Origin of the sequence: Pseudomonas sp. xss_2 (assembly GCF_043104195.1) — a bacterium.
GTDB lineage: Bacteria > Pseudomonadota > Gammaproteobacteria > Pseudomonadales > Pseudomonadaceae > Aquipseudomonas > Aquipseudomonas urmiensis.
On record NZ_JBICKL010000104.1, the window covers coordinates 1 to 20,338 of the forward strand.

17 protein-coding genes are annotated in these 20,338 nt (G+C 62.5%); 11 read left to right on the forward strand and 6 right to left on the reverse strand.

The features are described 5' to 3' along the window. Positions 1–50 precede the first annotated feature (50 nt). On the reverse strand, positions 51–2,048 hold the full coding sequence (gene betT, locus ACF8K2_RS24435; protein WP_186552889.1) for a choline transporter BetT: 1,998 nt from the start codon (positions 2,046–2,048) through the stop codon (positions 51–53). A 251-nt stretch (positions 2,049–2,299) separates the two neighbouring features. Continuing rightward, positions 2,300–3,232, reverse strand: a complete 933-nt coding sequence (epsC, locus tag ACF8K2_RS24440; protein WP_264237259.1) for a serine O-acetyltransferase EpsC — start codon at positions 3,230–3,232, stop codon at positions 2,300–2,302. Positions 3,233–3,601: 369 nt separating this feature from the next. On the opposite strand from epsC, the gene tcyJ reads away from it, so the two are divergent. From tcyJ to ACF8K2_RS24485, 9 genes are all read left to right on the forward strand, one after another. Then, positions 3,602–4,396, forward strand: coding sequence for a cystine ABC transporter substrate-binding protein (gene tcyJ / locus ACF8K2_RS24445; protein ID WP_392468243.1), 795 nt, complete (start codon positions 3,602–3,604; stop codon positions 4,394–4,396). Beyond that, a complete protein-coding gene (gene tcyL, locus ACF8K2_RS24450; protein ID WP_392468245.1) occupies positions 4,393–5,061 on the forward strand; it encodes a cystine ABC transporter permease in 669 nt (222 codons plus the stop codon). The genes tcyJ and tcyL overlap by 4 nt, the downstream gene beginning before the upstream one ends. 2 nt (positions 5,062–5,063) lie before the next feature. Continuing rightward, on the forward strand, positions 5,064–5,825 hold the full coding sequence (gene tcyN / locus ACF8K2_RS24455) for an L-cystine ABC transporter ATP-binding protein TcyN (RefSeq protein ID WP_392468247.1): 762 nt from the start codon (positions 5,064–5,066) through the stop codon (positions 5,823–5,825). A gap of 332 nt (positions 5,826–6,157) precedes the next feature. After that, the gene (locus ACF8K2_RS24460) at positions 6,158–7,399 is read left to right on the forward strand and encodes an SfnB family sulfur acquisition oxidoreductase (RefSeq protein WP_392468250.1); all 1,242 of its coding nucleotides are present in this window, start codon (positions 6,158–6,160) and stop codon (positions 7,397–7,399) included. A gap of 147 nt (positions 7,400–7,546) precedes the next feature. Further along, entirely contained in the window at positions 7,547–8,806 is a 1,260-nt protein-coding gene (locus ACF8K2_RS24465) for an SfnB family sulfur acquisition oxidoreductase (protein ID WP_392468251.1), read from the forward strand. After that, positions 8,806–10,194 carry an LLM class flavin-dependent oxidoreductase gene (locus ACF8K2_RS24470; RefSeq protein ID WP_186552896.1) on the forward strand — a complete coding sequence of 463 codons (1,389 nt, stop codon included), beginning with the start codon at positions 8,806–8,808 and terminating at the stop codon, positions 10,192–10,194. Before ACF8K2_RS24465 ends, ACF8K2_RS24470 begins: the two co-directional genes overlap by 1 nt. Beyond that, entirely contained in the window at positions 10,187–10,987 is an 801-nt protein-coding gene (locus ACF8K2_RS24475) for a MetQ/NlpA family ABC transporter substrate-binding protein (protein ID WP_392468256.1), read from the forward strand. The genes ACF8K2_RS24470 and ACF8K2_RS24475 overlap by 8 nt, the downstream gene beginning before the upstream one ends. Position 10,988: 1 nt before the next feature. Next, entirely contained in the window at positions 10,989–12,098 is a 1,110-nt protein-coding gene (locus ACF8K2_RS24480; protein WP_392468263.1) for a methionine ABC transporter ATP-binding protein, read from the forward strand. Continuing rightward, positions 12,088–12,732 (forward strand): methionine ABC transporter permease, encoded by a 645-nt coding sequence (locus ACF8K2_RS24485; RefSeq protein ID WP_312151658.1) that lies wholly within the window; start codon positions 12,088–12,090, stop codon positions 12,730–12,732. The genes ACF8K2_RS24480 and ACF8K2_RS24485 overlap by 11 nt, the downstream gene beginning before the upstream one ends. A gap of 87 nt (positions 12,733–12,819) precedes the next feature. Here ACF8K2_RS24485 and dibA read toward each other — a convergent pair whose 3' ends face one another. After that, positions 12,820–14,715 carry a phosphodiesterase DibA gene (gene dibA / locus ACF8K2_RS24490; protein WP_186552900.1) on the reverse strand — a complete coding sequence of 632 codons (1,896 nt, stop codon included), beginning with the start codon at positions 14,713–14,715 and terminating at the stop codon, positions 12,820–12,822. Positions 14,716–14,969: 254 nt separating this feature from the next. On the opposite strand from dibA, the gene desA reads away from it, so the two are divergent. Together desA and ACF8K2_RS24500 are read left to right on the forward strand one after the other, a co-directional pair. Next, positions 14,970–16,151, forward strand: coding sequence for a delta-9 fatty acid desaturase DesA (gene desA / locus ACF8K2_RS24495; RefSeq protein ID WP_186552901.1), 1,182 nt, complete (start codon positions 14,970–14,972; stop codon positions 16,149–16,151). 139 nt (positions 16,152–16,290) lie between these two features. Further along, a complete protein-coding gene (locus ACF8K2_RS24500) occupies positions 16,291–17,277 on the forward strand; it encodes a GGDEF domain-containing protein (RefSeq protein WP_392468270.1) in 987 nt (328 codons plus the stop codon). Between the two features lie 84 nt (positions 17,278–17,361). Here ACF8K2_RS24500 and ACF8K2_RS24505 read toward each other — a convergent pair whose 3' ends face one another. Genes ACF8K2_RS24505 through potA form a run of 3 tightly spaced genes read right to left on the reverse strand, consistent with a single transcriptional unit; the run spans position 17,362 to position 20,311 of the window. After that, positions 17,362–18,255, reverse strand: a complete 894-nt coding sequence (locus ACF8K2_RS24505; protein ID WP_392468272.1) for an ABC transporter permease subunit — start codon at positions 18,253–18,255, stop codon at positions 17,362–17,364. Next, a complete protein-coding gene (locus ACF8K2_RS24510) occupies positions 18,252–19,172 on the reverse strand; it encodes an ABC transporter permease subunit (protein ID WP_186555862.1) in 921 nt (306 codons plus the stop codon). Before ACF8K2_RS24510 ends, ACF8K2_RS24505 begins: the two co-directional genes overlap by 4 nt. Further along, positions 19,169–20,311 (reverse strand): polyamine ABC transporter ATP-binding protein, encoded by a 1,143-nt coding sequence (gene potA, locus ACF8K2_RS24515; RefSeq protein ID WP_186555861.1) that lies wholly within the window; start codon positions 20,309–20,311, stop codon positions 19,169–19,171. The genes ACF8K2_RS24510 and potA overlap by 4 nt, the downstream gene beginning before the upstream one ends. Between the last annotated feature and the right edge of the window lie 27 nt (positions 20,312–20,338).

The window sequence follows — 20,338 nt, forward strand, 5'->3', positions numbered from 1 at the left end:
TAGCTTCTAGCTCCTAGCTCCTCCCACCCTGCTGGATCCTCCGCTCGCAGCTACCTGACCAAGTGCAAGAACTGCATATGCCGCTCGTACTGGTCGAGGATGTCGTTGATGATCTGCTCCTTGCTGTAGCCCACCAGGTCATAGTTCTGGCTACCTTCGGCCAGATGCACCTCGGCCCGGTAGTAACGACGGTTCTTCAAGTCCTGGGCACCCAACCCACCCAGCGCGAAGGACGGGGTGAAATACCCACGCATCTGCACCTGGTAGATAAATGGCTGTTCCTCACCATGGCCAATCTTCAAGCTGACGTTGTCATGGCTCGGGTCATCCTGGGTAATCAGTACCAGGCCCTTCTGCTCGAACACCTCGCGCACCTCGGCAATCGCCGGACGCACGACATCGTCCATGAACCGGTACACCTCATCGCGTGAAGGGAAATGCACCGCCTGGCTCAAGCGTTGCCGCCAGCCACCCCGGCCGCGGCGCGACTGGGCGAACGGCGCCAGCGAGTGCATCTGCGCGATCTGCCGTTGCGACTCCAGATAGAACGCCTTGTGCAGCCCCCACATCATGCACAGCAAGATCAGCGAGAACGGCAGCGAGGTCAGTACCACTGCAGATTTGAGCGAATCGATACTGCCGGCGAACAACAAGCTGCTGGTGATCAGCGCAGTCATCGCGCCCCAGAAGATCCGCAGCCAGTTCGGGCCATCTTCGTCGGCGTTGCCGTCCTTGGCCGACAGGGTGGAAAGCACCACCGTGCCGGAATCTGCCGAGGTGACGAAGAACACGAAGCTGATGAACACCGTCACGGCGATCACCGTCTTGCTCCAAGGGTAGGTTTCCAGCAGCAAGTACAGGCTCATCGACGGGTTATCCAACGCCGACTGGCCGAGCGCGGTCATGCCGTGGTTGATCACCTGGTCCAGGGCGCTGTTGCCGAAGATCGACATCCACGCCAGGGTGAAGCCCAGCGGAATCAGCAGCACGCCGAAGACGAACTCGCGGATGGTCCGGCCACGCGAGATCCGCGCGATGAACAAGCCCACGAACGGCGCCCAGGCAATCCACCAGGCCCAGTAGAACACTGTCCAGCCACCCAGCCAGTCGCGGTTCTCGCCGTAGGCATAAACGTCGAAGCTCTTGCGCGGCAAGGCGCCTAGGTAGTCGCCCAGGTTCTGGATCAAGGTGTTGAACAGGTGCTGGGTAGGCCCTGCGAACAGTACGAACAACAGCAGCGCACAGGCCAAAAACAGGTTGATGTCGGACATCACCCGCACGCCCTTCTCCACCCCGGCGACCGCCACGGCCACCGCCGCGCCCATCATCAAGGTGATGAGGATGACCTGCACCCACTGGCTGTGATCGATGCCGAACAGGTAGTCCAGGCCAGCATTGAGGTGCAGCACGCCAAAGCCCATGTCGGCGCCCAGGCCGAACACCGTGGCGATGATGCCAAAGCCGTCCACTGCGTAACCGATCGGGCCGTTGATGCGTTTGCCAATCAACGGATACAGCGCCGAGCGCAGCGCCAGCGGCAGGTTATGGCGATAGGCAAAGTACGCCAGCGCCATGCCGACGAAGGCGAACACGCCCCAGCCATGCAGGCCCCAATGCAGGAACAGCACCTGCATTGCCTGACGCCCAGCCTCGGCCGTACCGCCTTCGCCTTGCGGCGGTTGGAGCATGTGGGTCAGGGGTTCGGAGACGCAGAAGAAGAACAAGGTGATGCTGATGCCTGCGGCGAACAGCATGCCGGCCCACGACAGGTAACTGAACTCGGGTTCGTCGTGGTCGGCACCGAGCTTGATCTTGCCGTAGCCAGACAAGGCGGTGACCACCACGAAGACCAGGTACAGGGTCATCGCCAGCATGTAGTACCAGCCGACCGTATTGGCCGCCCAGTTCTGTGCCGCGAGCAGCCAATCGCCTGCCGCTTGAGGGTTGGCAATGACCACCAGGCCGAAGATCAGGATGAAACTTGCCGCGAAATAGAACACCGGAGGGTTCATGCGGATATTGCTGGAGGAGGTGGAAGGTGCACTCATTGCGCAGGCACCTCCACGCGGGGCGTGAGGTAGAAATTGAACGGGTTCAGCAAAGGCTATTCCTCCTGTTGAACACCGGCAGCGACCAGCGTTTTACTTTGAACAAGCGTTCAAGTTAAACATGGATCGGTATTCATTGCGACCCGCAAGACCCGCCCGCAGGAGCGGGCTTGCCCCGCGATAGCGGCGATGCATTCACCCTCGCTGTCGCAGATCAAGCCCTCTCCCACGCTCTATCTCGGCACTATCGATTACTGCTTGCCCTCACAATCAAGCTGCAGATTCGCCTGGGTGATATTGCTCTGAGCCGGCACGCTGCGGGTCAGCCAGACGTTGCCGCCAATGGTCGAGCCCTTGCCGATGGTGATACGCCCGAGAATAGTCGCCCCGGCATAGATCACCACATCGTCCTCGACAATCGGGTGGCGTGGATGGCCCTTGTGCAGCGTTCCCGACTCATCCGCCGGGAAGCGCTTGGCGCCCAAGGTCACCGCCTGATAAATGCGCACCCGCTCGCCGATGATCGCCGTCTCACCGATCACCACACCCGTGCCGTGGTCGATGAAGAAGCTCGGGCCAATCTGCGCGCCAGGGTGAATATCGATACCCGTGGCCGAATGCGCCAGCTCCGAACTGATCCGCGCCAGCAGCGGCAGGCCAGCCTGGTACAAATGATGAGCCAAGCGATGGTGGATGATCGCCAGGATACCGGGGTAGCACAGCAGTACTTCGTCGACGCTGCGCGCTGCCGGGTCGCCGTGGTAGGCAGCCAGCACATCGGTATCGAGCAGCACCCGCAAGGCGGGCAGCGCGGCGGCGAAGTCCTGGATCAAGCGCAGGGCATGGGCATCGACGTCGCTCAGATCGGTCTTGCCCTGGCGCGTGGCGTACCGCAATTCCAGCCGGGCCTGGGTCAATAGCGAGGTCAGCGCTGCGTCGAGGGTGTGGCCGACGTAGAAGTCCTCGCTCTCTTCGCGCAAGTCCACCGGACCCAAGCGCATGGGGAAAAGTGCGCCACACAGCTGCTCGAGGATCTGCCTAACAGCTTCACGCGACGGCAACTCACGGCCGCCCTGCTCGCCGCTGCTGCGGCCGTTGCGGGTGCGCCACTGCTCACGCGCGCCGCGCAAGCCGCTGACGATGCTGTGCAGTTGCCAATGCCCTGGGGATGGTTGTTCGCTCACGGTGGTCTCCTGGCTGGCGAGATTTTTCTGAAAAAAGTACAAGGTATGTGGACAGGCGGAGCGGGTTTGGCCTTTGATCGTGTTGGGGAATTCGAAATCGCCATCGCGGGGCAAGCCCGCTCCCACGATACGCTGGCGGCGCCTGTGTTCACTCTACGGCAAATAACCCTCTTGGAAAAAACAACGCTTTATTCCATCCTGCGCTAAGTCGGGCATAAGCAGCATTGACGGACTACCCTCAGAGCTGCCTGATCACTGACAAAAATTATCAATGGGAATAACAAAATAAGTTTTTATTATTTCCAGGCCTATACAGCCCACCCCTATAGTCGCCACCCACCACTTCCACAACAAGCGCGGGGCTCTGACATGTCGAAATTCGCCAAACCGCTACTCAACGCCAGCCTGGCCATCCTGCTGGGCACCGGTCTGCTCAGCCAGGCGTTCGCCGGTGAGCAGCTCAAGACCATCAAGGACAAAGGCGTGCTCCGCGTCGGCCTCGAAGGCACCTACCCGCCCTTCAGCTTCCAGGACGAAAACGGCAAGCTGGCCGGCTTTGAAGTCGAGCTGTCCGAGCTGCTGGCCAAGGAGCTGGGGGTCAAGGCCAAGATCCAGCCGACCAAGTGGGATGGCATCCTCGCCGCCCTCGAGTCCAAACGTTTGGACGTGGTGATCAACCAGGTGACCATCTCCGAAGAGCGCAAGAAGAAGTACGACTTCTCCGAGCCCTACACCGTGTCCGGCATCCAGGCGCTGATCCTGAAGAAGAAGGCCGCGGACCTGAAAATCGAGAGCGCCCAAGACCTGGCTGGCAAGAAGGTCGGCGTAGGCCTGGGCACCAACTACGAGCAATGGGTCAAGCAAGACGTGCCCAAAGCCGAGGTGCGCACCTACGAAGACGATCCAACCAAGTTCGCCGACCTGCGCAATGGTCGTATCGATGCGATCCTGATCGACCGCCTCGCCGCCTTGGAATACGCCCAGAAAGCCAAGGACACCGAGCTGGCTGGCAAACCCTTCTCGCGCCTGGAATCGGGCGTGGCCCTGCGCAAAGGCGAGCCGGAACTGCTCGACGCGATCAACAAGGCGCTGGACAAACTCAAGGCCGACGGCACCCTGGCCAAGCTGTCCGAGAAGTACTTTGGCGCTGACGTGACTAAATGATTGAAGAAAGCCTGCAACTGGTAGCCGATTCAGCGCCCTTCCTGCTCAAGGGCGCAGGCTACACCGTGCTGCTCAGCGTTGGTGGCATGTTCTTCGGCATGGTCCTGGGCTTTGCCCTGGCCCTGATGCGTTTGTCGAAGATCTTGCCGCTGAACTGGCTGGCGCGCATCTACGTATCGTTCTTCCGTGGCACACCGCTGTTGGTGCAGCTGTTCGTGATCTACTTCGGCTTGCCACAGATCGGCATCGAGCTCGATCCGATCCCGGCTTCGCTGATTGGCCTGTCGCTGAACATGGCGGCGTATATCTGCGAAATCCTCCGTGCGGCGATCTCCTCGATCGACCGTGGCCAGTGGGAAGCCTGCGCCAGCATCGGCATGACCCGCACCCAGGCGATGCGCCGGGCGATCCTGCCGCAAGCCATGCGCACCGCCCTGCCGCCGCTGGGCAACAGCTTCATTTCGCTGGTCAAGGACACCGCCCTGGCGGCGACCATCCAGGTCCCCGAGCTGTTCCGCCAAGCGCAGTTGATCACCGCCCGCACGTTCGAAGTGTTCACCATGTACCTGGCCGTGGCAGTGGTCTACTGGATACTCTGCACGATCCTTGCGCACTTCCAGAACCGCATGGAAGCGCGGGTCAACCAGCATGACCAGGAGCACTGAAGATGATCGTAGTAGAAGGCCTGACCAAGCGGTTCAAAGGCCAGACCGTACTCAACGGGATTGACCTGACCGTACAGCCCGGCGAAGTCATTGCCATCATCGGCCCTAGTGGTTCGGGCAAGACCACCTTCCTGCGCTGCCTCAACCTGCTGGAAACACCCGATGCCGGACGCATCCAGATCGGCGACATCAGCATCGATGCCAATCGCCCGCTGGGCGGCCAGCAGAGTGCGATCCGCCGTCTGCGCCAACAGGCCGGGTTTGTGTTCCAGAGCTTCAACCTGTTCCCGCATCGCACCGCCTTGGAGAACGTCATCGAAGGGCCATTGGTGGTCAAGAAGACGCCGCGTGACAAGGCTGTCGAGCTAGGGCGGCGCTTGCTGGCCAAGGTCGGCCTGGCGGGCAAGGAAGACGCTTACCCACGGCGCTTGTCGGGTGGCCAGCAGCAACGGGTGGCGATTGCCCGGGCCTTGGCCATGGAGCCGGACGTGATCCTGTTCGACGAGCCGACATCAGCGCTCGACCCGGAGTTGGTCGGCGAGGTGCTGGAAACCATCCGCGGCCTGGCCGAAGAGAAGCGCACGATGATCATCGTCACCCACGAGATGAGCTTTGCGCGGGATGTGGCGAATCGGGTGATCTTCTTCGACAAGGGGGTAATCGTCGAACAAGGGGAAGCCAAGGCGTTGTTTGCCAATCCGAAGGAAGAACGCACGCGGCAGTTCTTGCGTAAGTTCTTGGGGACAGCCGCCTCGCAGGACTAACCGCCTGTTACTGATCTGAGCGTGAAAAAAACGAACGTGGGAGCGGGCTTGCCCCGCGATAGCATCGGTGAATTCACTGGCGCTATCGCGGGGCAAGCCCGCTCCCACGTTCGTTTCACGACCAGATAACTACTTCTATTTATATTCCAAAAGGTTAGTTCATAAAGTTTTTATAAACGAATAGGGTATATGCACCGGACCACCGGACCAACAAACGTCTGTCGCCACCACCACCCGCGACACAGCCACTTTGTGAGGTAAGGAATGGTCAGGATCACAATCACCCCAGTGCATAACGCCAGGGCATTGAGTGCAGCCAAGGAGCGGTACTGATGTCCAGCCAGCCACAAACCCTATTCGCCAGCGACCTCGACAGCTCGCCGCTGCTGTTGCCTGCCAAGATCCTGCGTAATGACGCCGAAGCCCTGCAGGCCGCTCACGAACTTGCCCAAGTTGCCCGCCAGCAGGCCGCCCGCCGCGACCAGCAGCGCAAACTGCCTTGGGCCGAAATCGAGCTGTTCACCCGCAGCGGCCTGGGCAGCATCAGCATTCCCAAGGCCTTCGGTGGCCCGGATGTTTCTTTTGAAACCGTCGCCGAAGTGTTTCGCATCATCAGCGCCGCCGACCCTGCGTTGGGGCAGATCCCGCAAAACCAGTTCGGCATGCTCCAACTGCTGCGCCTGACCGCCACCGAGGCTCAACAAGCGCTGATCTTCCGCTCCGTGCTCGACGGCTGGCGCATCGGCAATGCCGGGCCTGAGCGCGGCAGCAAAGACACCCTGACCCTCAAGGCGCGAATCAGCCGCGATGGCGAGGGCTATCGCATCACTGGTGAGAAGTTCTACTCCACGGGGGCGCTGTTCGCCCACTGGGTGGCAGTCAAGGCCCTGGATGACGAGGGCCGCCAGCGCCTGGCGTTCGTTCGCCGTGGCAGCCCTGGCTTGCGTATCGTCGACGACTGGTCCGGCTTTGGCCAACGCACCACGGCCAGCGGCACGGTGCTGCTCGACCAGGTGCCGGTGGACGCGGAACTGGTGATCGACAACTGGCGCCAGCGCGACCTGCCGAACATCCAGGGCGCAGCTTCGCAGTTGATCCAGGCCGCGATCGACGCCGGTATCGCCGAAGCGGCCATCGATGATGCGATCAGCTTCGTGCGTGACAAATCGCGGCCGTTCATCGACGCCAATGTAGAGCGCGCCAGCGACGACCCTTACGTGATCGCCGACATCGGCCGCCTCAAGCTCGAACTGCACGCCGCCGAAGCGCTGCTGCGCAAGGCTGCGCGGGTGCTCGATGAGGTCAATGCCGGGGAGATCGATGCAGATGCCGCCGCGCGCGCCTCGATTGCCGTGGCGCAAGCCAAGGTGCTCACCACCGAGATCGCCTTGCTGGCCAGCGAGAAGCTGTTCGAACTTGCCGGCAGCCGCGCCAGCTTGGCCGAGTTCAATCTCGATCGGCACTGGCGCAATGCCCGCGTGCACACCCTGCACGATCCGGTGCGCTGGAAATATCACGCGATTGGCGCCTACCACCTGAACGGCACCCGTCCTGCCCGACATTCCTGGATCTGAGTGAGCGCCTGGGGCCGCTGTGCGGCCCTTCGCGGGTAAACCCGCTCCCACAGGGACCGCGCCGCCCTTGAAGACGGCGCTGTATCTGTGGGAGCGGGCTTGCCCGCGAAGGGCTGCGCAAGCGGCCCCAAGGCCCCGGAGAACACTATGAACGCAGCAGTCATCAGCAGCGACGCCCAAGCCCTGGTCGTCGCCGAACACATCGCCCAGCAATTGCGCAAAGACAGCGCCCTGCGCGACCGCGAGCGCCGCCTGCCACACGCCGAACTGGAGCTGTTCACCCGCTCCGGCCTGTGGGCCATCAGCGTGCCCAAGGCCTTCGGCGGCGCCGGCGTATCCAACGTCACCCTGGCCAAGGTCATCGCCCGTATCGCCCAAGCCGACGCCTCGCTCGGGCAGATCCCACAAAACCACTTCTACGCCCTGGAAGTGCTGCGAGTGAACGGCAGCCCCGAACAACAGCAACGCCTGTACGGCGAAGTGCTGGCCGGTCGACGCTTCGGCAACGCCCTGGCCGAACTGGGCACCAAGACCGCCCACGACCGCACCACCCGACTGAGCCGTGACGGCGAGGGTTATCGCATCAACGGCCGCAAGTTCTATTCAACCGGCGCCCTCTACGCGCAACGTATCCCCACCTCGGTGATCGATGACGACGGCGTCCAGCAACTGGCGTTCGTCCCCGCCGACGCGCCGGGCGTGCAGGTGATCGACGACTGGAGCGGCTTCGGCCAGCGCACCACCGGCAGCGGTTCGGTGGTGTTCGACAATGTGTTCGTCGCCGCCAATGACGTGGTGCCATTCCAGAGCGCCTTCGAGCGCCCGACCACCGTCGGCCCGCTGGCGCAGATCCTCCATGCGGCAATCGACACCGGCATCGCCCGCGCCGCCTTCGAAGACGCTCTGCACTTCGTCCGTACGCGCAGCCGGCCATGGGTCGACTCGGGCCAGGACAAAGCCAGCGACGATCCACTGACCCTGAAAAGCTTCGGCCACCTGTCGATCCGCCTGCACGCCACCGAGGCCTTGCTCGAACGCGCCGGCGAATACCTCGACCGCGCCGCAGCAGCAGCCTCAGCCTCAGCCTCAGCCTCAGCTTCAGCTTCAGCTTCAGCAGCCAACGTGGGAGCGGGCTTGCCCCGCGATGAATCCGCCACCGATCTGGTCGCCGCCGCCTCCATCGCCGTAGCCGAAGCCCGCGCGATCAGCACCGAAATCTCCCTGACCGCCAGCACTACCCTGTTCGAACTGGCCGGCAGCCAGGCCACCCTGGCCGAGCACAACCTCGACCGCCACTGGCGCAACGCCCGCGTGCACACCCTGCACGACCCAGTGCGCTGGAAGTACCACGCCATCGGCAACTACTACCTCAACCAGGTCAATCCACCCCGTCGAGGAACCCTCTGATGAGCAAGCAGATCCTGCTCAATGCCTTCAACATGAACTGCATTGGCCATATCAACCACGGCCTGTGGACGCATCCGCGCGACACCTCGACTCAATACAAGTCGCTGGAGTACTGGACCGACCTGGCCAAGCTGCTCGAGCGCGGGCTGTTCGACGGGCTGTTCATCGCCGATATCGTCGGCACCTATGACGTCTACGGGCAATCGGTCGAGGTGCCGCTCAAAGAGTCGATCCAGCTGCCGGTCAACGACCCACTGCTGCTGGTCTCGGCGATGGCCGCCGTGACCCGTCACCTGGGCTTCGGCCTGACCGCCAACCTCACCTACGAGGCGCCGTATCTGTTCGCCCGGCGGCTTTCCACCCTGGATCATTTGAGCAACGGCCGGGTCGGCTGGAACATCGTCACCGGCTACCTGGACAGCGCCGCGCGCGCCATGGGCCTGGACCAGCAGCCCGAGCACGACCGGCGCTACGACCAGGCCGACGAATACCTGCACGTGCTGTACAAGCTGCTCGAAGGCAGCTGGGACGACGACGCCGTGGTCGCAGACCGCGAGCAGCGCGTGTATGCCCGGCCCGACAAAGTGCGCAAGGTCGAGCACCACGGCGAGTTCTACAAGGTCGAGGGCTATCACCTCTGCGAGCCGTCGCCGCAGCGCACGCCGGTACTGTTCCAGGCCGGCAGTTCGCCACGTGGCCTGGCCTTCGCTGGCAACCACGCCGAATGCGTATTCATCAGCGGCCAGGACAAGCCCGCCACCCGCGCCCAGGTCGACAAGGTACGCGCCGCAGCCCAGGCAGCAGGCCGCGATCCGCAGGCGGTCAAGGTGTTCATGGGGATCACGGTCATCGTCGCCGCCACTGAACAACAAGCGCACGCCAAGCATGCCGAGTACGTGCGCTACGCCAGCCCCGAGGCGGGTGTCGCGCACTTTGCCAGTTCCACCGGGATCGACTTTGCCGCCTATGGGCTGGACGAGCCGATCGGCTTTACCAAGGGCAACGCGATCCAGTCGGCCACGCGCCAACTGCAAGACAGCGCCTGGACCCGCCGTCGCCTGTTGGATCAGCACGCCCTCGGGGGGCGCTACGTGACCCTGATCGGCACCGCTGAACAAGTTGCCGACGAGCTGATCGCCTGGATCGACGAGACCGGTCTGGACGGCTTCAACCTGACCCGCACGGTCACCCCGGAAAGCTACGAGGACTTCATCGAGCTGGTCGTCCCCGAGCTGCAACGCCGTGGCCGTTACAAGACCGCCTACCAAGCCGGCAGCCTGCGCGAAAAACTGTTCGCCAGCGACCTGCCGCACCTGCCCGCCGACCATCCCGGCGCCAGCTACCGCAACCCTACCCCTGCCCCGACTGGAGCCCTGCACCATGCTTGATAAATTGTTCCGCCCCGTCGCGGCCGCTGTGTTGTCCCTGGGTATCGCCGCCAATGTGTTGGCCGCCGAACCGCTGAAAATCGGCACTACCGCCGCCTTCGCCATCCCGCTGGAAGCCGCCGTGGAAGAAGCCCACAAGCAAGGCCTGGAGGTGAAGCTGATCGAATTCAGCGACTGGATCGCACCCAATGTCAGCCTCAACAGCGGCGACATCGACGTGAATTACTTCCAGCACATCCCGTTCCTGGAAAACGCCAAGGACGCGGCCGGTTTTGACCTGGTGCCCTATAAGCCGGGGATCATCAACAACGTCGGCCTGTACTCGAAAAAGTACAAGAGCTTCTCCGAACTACCTGAAGGCGCCAGCGTGGCCATCGCCAACGACCCGATCAACAGCGGCCGTGGCTTGCAGCTACTGGCCAAGGCTGGGCTGATCAGCCTCAAGCCAGGCGTTGGATACAAGGCCACCGAGGACGACATCGTCGCCAACCCGAAGAAGCTGAAAATCCTTCAGGTCGAGGCGGTGCAACTGGTGCGCGCCTATGACGATGCCGATCTGGTCCAGGGCTACCCGGCCTACATCCGCCTGGCCAACACCTTCGACGCCACCTCGGCGCTGCTGTTCGATGGCCTGGAGAACAAGGAATACGTGATCCAGTTCGTCATCCGCCCACAATCGAAGGACGATCCACGCCTGGCCAAGTTCGTCGATATCTATCAGCACTCCCCGGCCGTACGCGAAGCGCTGAACAAAGCCCATGGCAGCCTCTACCAGGCCGGCTGGGAAGGCTGACATGAGCAGCGCCAGCGCCCTCAGGGCGCCCACTGTCCAAGCCTCACCGCCGCCCGCTCGCGAACAAGCCTTGCGCCCAGAGGTCAATGAGGCCCATGTGCGCTTCATCGGCCTGGGCAAGACCTACCTCGGCCAGGCCCAACCTGCGCTGCAAGGCATCGACCTGAACATCCGCCGGGGCGAGATCTTCGGCATCATCGGCCGCAGCGGCGCTGGCAAGTCGTCGCTGCTGCGCACCATCAATCGCCTGGAGCAACCAACTCAGGGCCGGGTGCTGATCGATCAGGTCGATATCGCACCGTTCGACGAAGACCGCCTGGTCGAGCTGCGGCGGCGCATCGGCATGATCTTCCAGCACTTCAACCTGATGTCGGCCAAGACCGTGTGGCAGAACGTCGAGCTGCCGCTCAAGGTTGCCGGCGTGGCCAAGGCCGAACGCCAACGCAAGGTGCGTGAGCTACTGGAGTTGGTCGGCCTTGCCGAAAAGCACCATGTGTACCCGGCGCAGTTGTCCGGCGGCCAGAAGCAGCGCGTCGGCATTGCCCGGGCGCTGGTCCATGACCCGGAGATTCTGCTGTGCGATGAAGCTACCTCGGCGCTCGACCCGGAGACCACCGCATCGATCCTCGAACTGCTGCGCGACATCAATCAACGCCTGGGCCTGACCGTGGTGTTGATCACCCACGAGATGGCGGTGATCCGCGATATCTGCCACCGCGTAGTGGTGCTCGAACGTGGCGAAGTGGTCGAGCAAGGTGAGGTCTGGCAGGTATTCGGCAGCCCCCATCACCAAGTGACCCGGACCCTGCTGGCACCGCTGCAAGCCAAGCTGCCAGCAGCATTGCAAGCCAGCTTGCGGTCCAGCCCCGCCAGCCGGGATGCGGCCGTGGTGCTCAAGTTGGTGGCACTGGGCGAGTTGGAGTTGTCTGGCCTGTTCAAGGATCTGGGCGGGCAGGTCAGCCTGCTCCAGGGCGGTGTAGAGACCATTGGTGAACGTGCCTTGGGGCGCTTGATCCTGGCGGTACGCGGCTCGGCCCACGAACCGCATCAGTTGCTGGAGCGCGCCCGCCGTTGGGCCGATGACGTGGAGGTGCTGGGCTATGTGGGTTGATCGTCTGCTACAAGGCTTGCTGGACACCTTGTTGATGGTCGGCGTGTCGTCGCTGATCGCGCTGTTGGTCGGTGTGCCGATGGCAGTGCTGCTGGTCACCAGCGACAAGGGCGGGATCTACGAGGCACCCGCGCTTAACCGGGTGCTCGGCGCCTTCGTCAACCTGTTCCGCTCGATCCCGTTTCTGATCCTGATGGTCGCGCTGATCCCGTTCACCCGGCTGTTGGTGGGCACCACCTATGGCGTGTGGGCCGCCGTGGTGCCGCTGACCATTGCCGCAACGCCGTTCTTTGCGCGGATCGCCGAGGTGAGCTTGCGTGAGGTCGATCATGGCCTGGTTGAGGCGGCCCAGGCCATGGGCTGTCGGCGCTGGCACATCATCTGGCATGTGCTGCTACCTGAGGCGCTGCCGGGAATCGTCGGCGGCTTCACCATTACCTTGGTGACGATGATCAACTCATCGGCCATGGCCGGCGCGATTGGTGCGGGGGGCTTGGGCGACATTGCCTATCGGTATGGTTATCAGCGCTTCGACAGCCAGATCATGCTGACCGTGATTGCCATGTTGGTGGCGTTGGTGGCGGTGATCCAGCTGGGTGGCGATCGCTTGGCGAAAGGCTTGAACAAGCGCTGACGCTAGCGCGGGGCAAGCCCGCTCCCACGCTGCCCCGCAATCGATCTGGGGAAGGCGTGGGAGCGGGCTTGCCCCGCGATGAGCTATTCAGCCCCACCGCAAATCCTGCGCAGGCACCGGTCGTCCAAACCAATAGCCCTGCCCCAGCTGACACTGCTGCTCCAACAAGAACCGCGCCTGCTCCGCCTGCTCGACCCCTTCGGCATGCACCTGCATACCCATGCTCTTGGCCAAGGCGATGATCACCCGAACAATCGCGATGTCATCCTCATCCTGCGGCAGCCCGGCAACAAAGCCCTGATCGATCTTGAGCTTCTGCACCGGCAAGCGCTTGAGCCGCAGCAGCGACGAATAGCCCGTGCCGAAATCATCGATCGCCAGGCTCAAACCCAGTTCGCGCAGACGGTGCAACTGCTCCAGCGCCACCTCCGGGTCTTCCATCACCGCACTCTCGGTGACCTCCAGCTCCAGCAACGCCGGATCCAGGCCGGTCTCATGCAGCACCTCGGCGACTTGCCGGTACAGCTCACGCTGGCCGAAAAGCCGGCTGGAAATATTCACCGCAACGAACGCCAGCGCATGCCCCTCGGCCTGCCACTGGACCATCTGCCGGCAGGCCTGGCGCAGCACCCAGGCATCGATCTCGGCAATCAATCCAGTACGCTCGGCAATCGGGATGAACTCGCCCGGCGGCACCAGCCCGCGCTCCGGATGCTGCCAGCGCACCAGGGCCTCGACGCCGATCATCTTGCTGGTGAACAGGTCATGCACCGGCTGGAAGAACACCCGCAGCTCTTCCTGCTCCAACGCCCGGCGCAGCTCGCCAGCCGTCTCCACTCGCTGCTGGGCGTGAGCGGTCAGCTCTTCGGTATACAGCGCATAGCAGGCGCGGCCATTGCTCTTGGCCTTGAACAGCGCGGCATCGGCGTTGCGCAGCAATTGCTCGGCGCTCAGGGCATCGCTGGGGAACAGGCCAATACCAACGCTGACACTGATGAACAGCCGGTTACCCTCGAAGACGAACGGCTCGCGCATGCGCTCGATGATCTCTTGCGCCAAGGTCGCCGCCTCGCCGACCTGCTGGCAGTTCTCCAGCAGCACGCCAAACTCGTCACCACCCAGGCGCGCCAGGGTTACCCCTTGGCCTAGCACTTCACGCAAACGCTCGCCCACAAGCTTGAGCAGCTGGTCGCCAACGGTGTGACCAAGGCCGTCGTTGATGCTCTGGAAGTGGTCGAGGTCGAGCAACAACAGGCCACACCCGCGCTTGTGCGCTTGAGCGGCGGCCAGCGCCTGTTCGGCGCGGTCGTTGAACAGCAGGCGGTTGGGCAGGCCGGTCAGCGGGTCATGGTGCGCCAGATAGGCCAGTTCCTGCTCGGAGTGCTTGATCGCACTGATGTCGCTGAATACGGCGACGTAGTGGGTCAGCTCGCCGCTGTCGTCGCGAATGGCGCAGATGGTTTGCCACTGCGGGTAGATCTCACCACTTTTGCGCCGGTTCCAGATCTCGCCGCTCCATTCGCCCTTATCCGCCAGCGTCGCGTAGATCTGCTGGTAGAACGCCGCGTCGTGGCGGCCCGACTTGAACTTGCTTGGGCGTTGGCCGAGGACCTCGTCCTGCTGATAACCGGTAATGCGCATGAACGCCCGGTTGACGTGCACGATCAGGCCATTGCGATCAGTCACCAGCACCCCCTCCAAGGTGCTGTCGAACACCGCAGCCGCCATGCGCAGGCGCTCACGATCCTCGCTGCGCAGGCGCGCACCGATACCAATGAAGTTGAGCAGCCGGGCGCGCGAGACGAAGATCAGGAACGCACTGAACAGCACCCACACCAGCACGTTGATGCAGCGTCCCAGGTTCAGCGCCAGTGGATCTTCGGTCAATCGCTGCAAAAGCTGCTCGGACAGCACCAGCCAGAGGATCGAGAACACCACATAGAGCGCAGCCATACGCAAGGCGTCGCGAACGGAAACAGACATGTCGGGTGTGTAAGCCCATAGAAAACGATGGGGCATTATAAAGGCGGAAACATGCCGTGACTCATTCCCGGATCAGAAATTGGTCTAGACGAAGGGCGCTTGAACCCGCTCTATCACCGGTGCACGGCACGTACAGGAGTGGGCTTGCCCCGCGATAAGGCCAGCGCTATCAACACAGGCCTATGGTTTTATTTCCCTGCCAAGGGATAATGCCAAGCGCTACTCCCCCCGTTTTTCCGAGGGCTTCTACACCTATGTGGTACTACGGTTTACTCGACTTGTCGGCCTGGCAACTGGTCGCGGTCACCCTGCTGATGACCCACGTGACCATCGTCAGCGTCACCATCTACCTGCATCGCTATTCGGCGCACCGCTCCCTGGAGCTCAACGCCGGGCTGAAGCACTTCTTCCGTTTCTGGCTGTGGCTGACCACCGCGCAGAACACCCGCGAGTGGACGGCTATCCACCGCAAGCACCACGCCAAGTGCGAAACCCCCGACGACCCGCACAGCCCGGTCTACAAGGGCTTGGGCACAGTCCTGCGCAAGGGCGCCGAGCTTTACCGCGAGGAAGCGCGCAACCCTGAGACCTTGCGCATCTACGGCAAGAACTGCCCCGACGACTGGATCGAGCGCAATCTCTACAGCCGCTACAAGCTGGGCGGCATCGCCCTGATGGCCGTCATCGACCTGCTGCTGTTCGGCACCATCGGCATCACCATCTGGGCCATCCAGATGATGTGGATTCCGTTCTGGGCCGCAGGCGTGGTCAATGGCCTGGGCCATGCTGTGGGCTATCGCAACTTCGAATGCCGCGACGCCGCCACCAACCTGGTGCCGTGGGGCATCATCATCGGCGGCGAAGAGCTGCACAACAACCATCACACCTACCCCAACTCGGCCAAGCTGTCGGTCAAGCGCTGGGAATTCGACATGGGCTGGGCCTGGATCCGCTTGCTGAGTATGCTGCGCCTGGCCAAGGTGCAACGCGTGGCACCCATTGCCCACCGGGTCGAAGGCAAAGCCAACCTGGACATGGACACTGCCATGGCGATCCTCAACAACCGCTTCCAGATCATGGCCCAGTACCGCAAGTTGGTGATTGGCCCGCTGGTCAAGCAGGAGCTGAACAAGGTCGACGCTTCAGTGCGCCATCGTTATCGCCGCGCCAAGCGCCTGCTGTCGCGTGAAACCAGCCTGCTGCAAGATCGCCATCACGTGCGCATCGAGTCGATCCTCGCCCAAAGCCAGGCACTCAAGACCATCTACGAAAAGCGCCTGGCCTTGCAGCAGATCTGGGCCCGCACCAGCGCCAACGGCCACGACATGCTGGCTGCCATGAAAGACTGGGTGCACGAGGCCGAAGCCAGCGGTATCCAGTCGCTGCGTGACTTCGCCAGCCAGCTCAAGACCTACTCGCTACGCCCCACCGCCTGATCGCCGTTGATCGGCACGCCCCGCTCTGGGGCGTGCCATCCGGAACTTCACCCCCCGTTGTTACTCAAATTCGGCATATCGCCCGCGTGGCGGGCCGGATCGTGGCCGCACGCTTTCAGCCGAGAATCGCTCCGTGCTCATGGCCAATAAAATCAATCCACCGCTGCCCGGCAACCCGCCACCCGAAGCCGCCCAAACCCTCCTTGCCCTGTTTCACGCCCAAGGCGAAGTCGCTCGTTTGAGCGAGCGCGACCAACTGTTCAGCTCACTGCTCGATAGCGTCAACGCCGTACTGTGGGCATTCGATTGGGAAACCCGCCAGGTGCTCTATGTCAGCCCGGCCTACGAACGCATCTTCGGCCGACCCGTGAGCCTGGTGCTGGCTGACTACAACGAGTGGCGCGACAGCATCTTCCCCGACGATCTCGAATACGCCGAAGGCAGCCTGGCCCAAGTGCTCACCAAGGGCTCGGTGGAAGATCGCGAGTACCGCATCATCAACGCCGCAGGTGAAACCCGCTGGCTCAGCGACAAGTGCTACATCAACCAACAACAGGAAGGCGATCGAGTGATCATCGTCGGCATTGCCGAAGACATCACCGAGAAGAAGCACCTTGAAGGCGAATTGCAGCGCCTGGCGACCACCGATGTGCTGACCCAGAGCAGCAACCGCCGGCACTTCTTCGAGTGCGCCCAGCAAGCGTTCGACAGCGCCCGCGCAGAGGGTTCGCCGCTGGCGTTCTTGCTGCTGGATATCGACGACTTCAAGCAGATCAACGACAGCTACGGCCACCAGGAAGGCGACCAGGTGCTGCAGCGCATTGCCGACAGCGGCAAGGCGGTGTTACGTCGTGGTGATCAGTTTGGCCGCATCGGTGGTGAGGAGTTCGCCGCGGTGTTTCCGGGCTGCACGGCGCAGGTCGCCGAGCAGATTGCCGAGCGTTTACAGCGCGAGATTCAGCGGTTGAGTTTCACCCACGGGCAGCAAACCTATGGCGTCACCGTAAGCCAAGGGCTGACCGGGCTGACCGATGAAGACGCGACCCTCGATACCTTGTTCGCCAGGGCCGATGCGGCGATGTACAAGGCCAAGCGCCAAGGCAAGAATCAGATCGTGCGGGGCTGAGTGTTGGGCTGCTGCTCAGTCTTGAGCGGATCAAGCTAACCCGCTAAAGCCCGTGAAGGGCCGCAGAGCGGCCCCCAAGGTAGCTCAGACCGACGCAGCAGCTGGCGACGGACGTTTGACCTGTGGCTGCGAGAAGTTCGCCGCAGCGCCTTCCTCGATAGCCTGCTGGATTGCCTTGCGACGATGCTCTTCAGCGCGGCGGCTGAAGTACCAGACCATGAAGGTCACCAGCGACACCGACAGCAGGATCAAGCTGGCCACGGCGTTGATCTCAGGCTTGACGCCCAGACGCACCGCCGAGAACACCTCCATCGGCAAGGTGGTCGAACCTGGCCCCGAGACGAAGCTGGCCAACACCAGGTCGTCCAGCGACAGGGCGAACGACATCATGCCGCCCGCCGCCAGCGATGGCGCGATCATCGGGATAGTGATCAGGAAGAACACCTTCCACGGCTTGGCACCCAGGTCCATCGCCGCCTCTTCGATCGACAGGTCCAGCTCGCGCAAGCGCGCCGACACCACCACCGCCACATACGCCGCACAGAACGTAGTGTGGGCAATCCAGATGGTGACGATGCCGCGCTCCTGCGGCCAGCCGATCATCTGCGCCATGGCCACGAACAGCAGCAACAGCGACAGACCGGTAATTACCTCAGGCATGACCAGCGGTGCGGTCACCAAACCACCGAACAGCGTGCGGCCCTTGAAGCGGGTCACGCGGGTCAGCACGAAGGCTGCCAGGGTGCCCAGCGCCACAGCGGCGATCGCCGTGTAGCAGGCGATCTCCAGCGAGCGCATCACCGAGCCCATCAGCTGCGAGTTGTCGAGCAGGCCGACGTACCACTTGATCGACCAGCCGCCCCACACCGTTACCAGCTTGGAGGCGTTGAACGAGTAGATCACCAGGATCAGCATCGGCAGGTAGATGAACAGCAAGCCGAGCACCAGCATCAGCTTGGAGAAACTGAAGCGCTTCATGCCCTGCCCTCCATCTCTTTGGCCTGGCTGCGGTTGAACAGCAGGATGGGCACGATCAGGATCGCCAGCATCACTACCGCCAGCGCGGACGCTACCGGCCAGTCACGGTTGTTGAAGAATTCCTGCCACAGCACTTTACCGATCATCAGGGTTTCCGGGCCGCCGAGCAGCTCAGGAATGACGAACTCGCCCACCACCGGGATGAACACCAGCATGCAGCCGGCAATGATGCCGTTTTTCGACAGCGGCACGGTGATCTTCCAGAAGCTGTTGAAGGTGCTCGAACCCAGGTCAGAGGCGGCTTCCAACAGGCTCTGGTCATGTTTGACCAGGTTGGCGTAGAGCGGCAGGATCATGAACGGCAGGTACGAATAGACCACGCCGATGTACACCGCCAGGTTGGTGTTGAGGATCTGCAGCGGCTGGTCGATCAAGCCGATCCACAACAGGAAGCTGTTGAGCAGCCCGTTGTTGCTGAGAATGCCCATCCAGGCATATACGCGGATCAGGATCGCGGTCCAGGTCGGCATCATGATCAGCAGCAACAGCACGGTCTGGCTTTCTTTGCGCGCGTTGGCAATGGCGTAGGCCATCGGGTAGCCGATCAACAGGCACAACAGGGTGCTGAAGAAGGCCATCTTCAACGAGCCCAGGTAGGCCGAGATGTACAGCTCATCCTCGGTCAACAGGCCATAGTTGGCCAGGTTGAGGACCAGCTGGACCTTGTCTTCGACGTAGCTGTAGATCTCGGTGTACGGCGGGATGGCCACGTCGGCTTCGGCGAAGCTGATCTTCAGGACGATGAAGAACGGCAGCATGAAGAACAGGAACAGCCAGATGAACGGCACGCCGATCACCAGGTGCCGCCCCTCCGGGACCAGGCGCTGGAAGGCTCGCTTGAGCTTGCGGATTTTCATGAGCGCAGTACCACGCCGCTGTCATCTTCCCACCACACGTACACTTCATCGCCCCAGGTTGGGCGGGTGCCCTGGCGCTCGGCATTGGCCACGAACGACTGCACGACCTTGCCGCTCGGCAGCTCGACGTAGAACACCGAGTGACCACCCAGGTAGGCGATGTCGTGCACCTTGCCGCGCGACCAGTTGTGCTCGCAGGTCGGCTGTTGGGTGGTGACCAGCATCTTCTCCGGACGCAGTGCGTAGAGGATGTGCTTGTCCTCGACCGAGGTGGTCACGCCGTGGCCGACGTAGATCTTGCGCTCAAGCTCAGGGCTGGCGATCACCGCGTGGCCTTCGGCGTCGTCGACCACTTCACCTTCGAACAGGTTGACGTTGCCGATGAACTCGCAGACCAGGCGGCTGGTCGGGGTCTCGTAGATGTCGATCGGCGAGCCGATCTGAGCGATCCACCCCAGGTGCATGATGGCGATGCGCTGGGCCATGGTCATGGCCTCTTCCTGGTCGTGGGTCACCATCACGCAGGTTACCCCCACGCGCTCGATGATCTCGACCAGCTCCAGCTGCATCTGCGAGCGCAGCTTCTTGTCCAGCGCCCCCATCGGCTCGTCGAGCAGCAGCAACTTGGGGCGCTTGGCCAGCGAGCGAGCCAGGGCTACCCGCTGACGCTGGCCACCGGAAAGCTGGTGTGGCTTGCGCTTGGCGTACTGGGTCATGTGGACCAGCTTGAGCATCTCGGCCACACGGGCTTCGATCTCGGCCTTGGGCATCTTGTCCTGCTGCAGGCCGAAGGCGATGTTCTGCGCCACGGTCATGTGCGGGAACAGCGCGTAAGACTGGAACATCATGTTGATCGGCCGCTCGTAGGGCGGCATGTCGGTGATGTCGACGCCATCGAGGAAGATCCGCCCTTCGGTCGGACGCTCGAAGCCGGCAAGCATCCGCAGCAAGGTCGACTTACCGGAGCCGGAGCCACCGAGCAGGGCGAAGATCTCACCTTTGCGGATTTCCAGGGACACATCGTCCACGGCAATTGTTTCGTCGAATTTCTTCGTGACCCGGTCGATCTTGACCAGCACCTGCTTGGGTTGCTGGCCACCCTCGAGGGCTTTCTTATAGGCACCGGAGGCAACTGCCATGAGTGAAACTCCCAACAAGATTTTTAA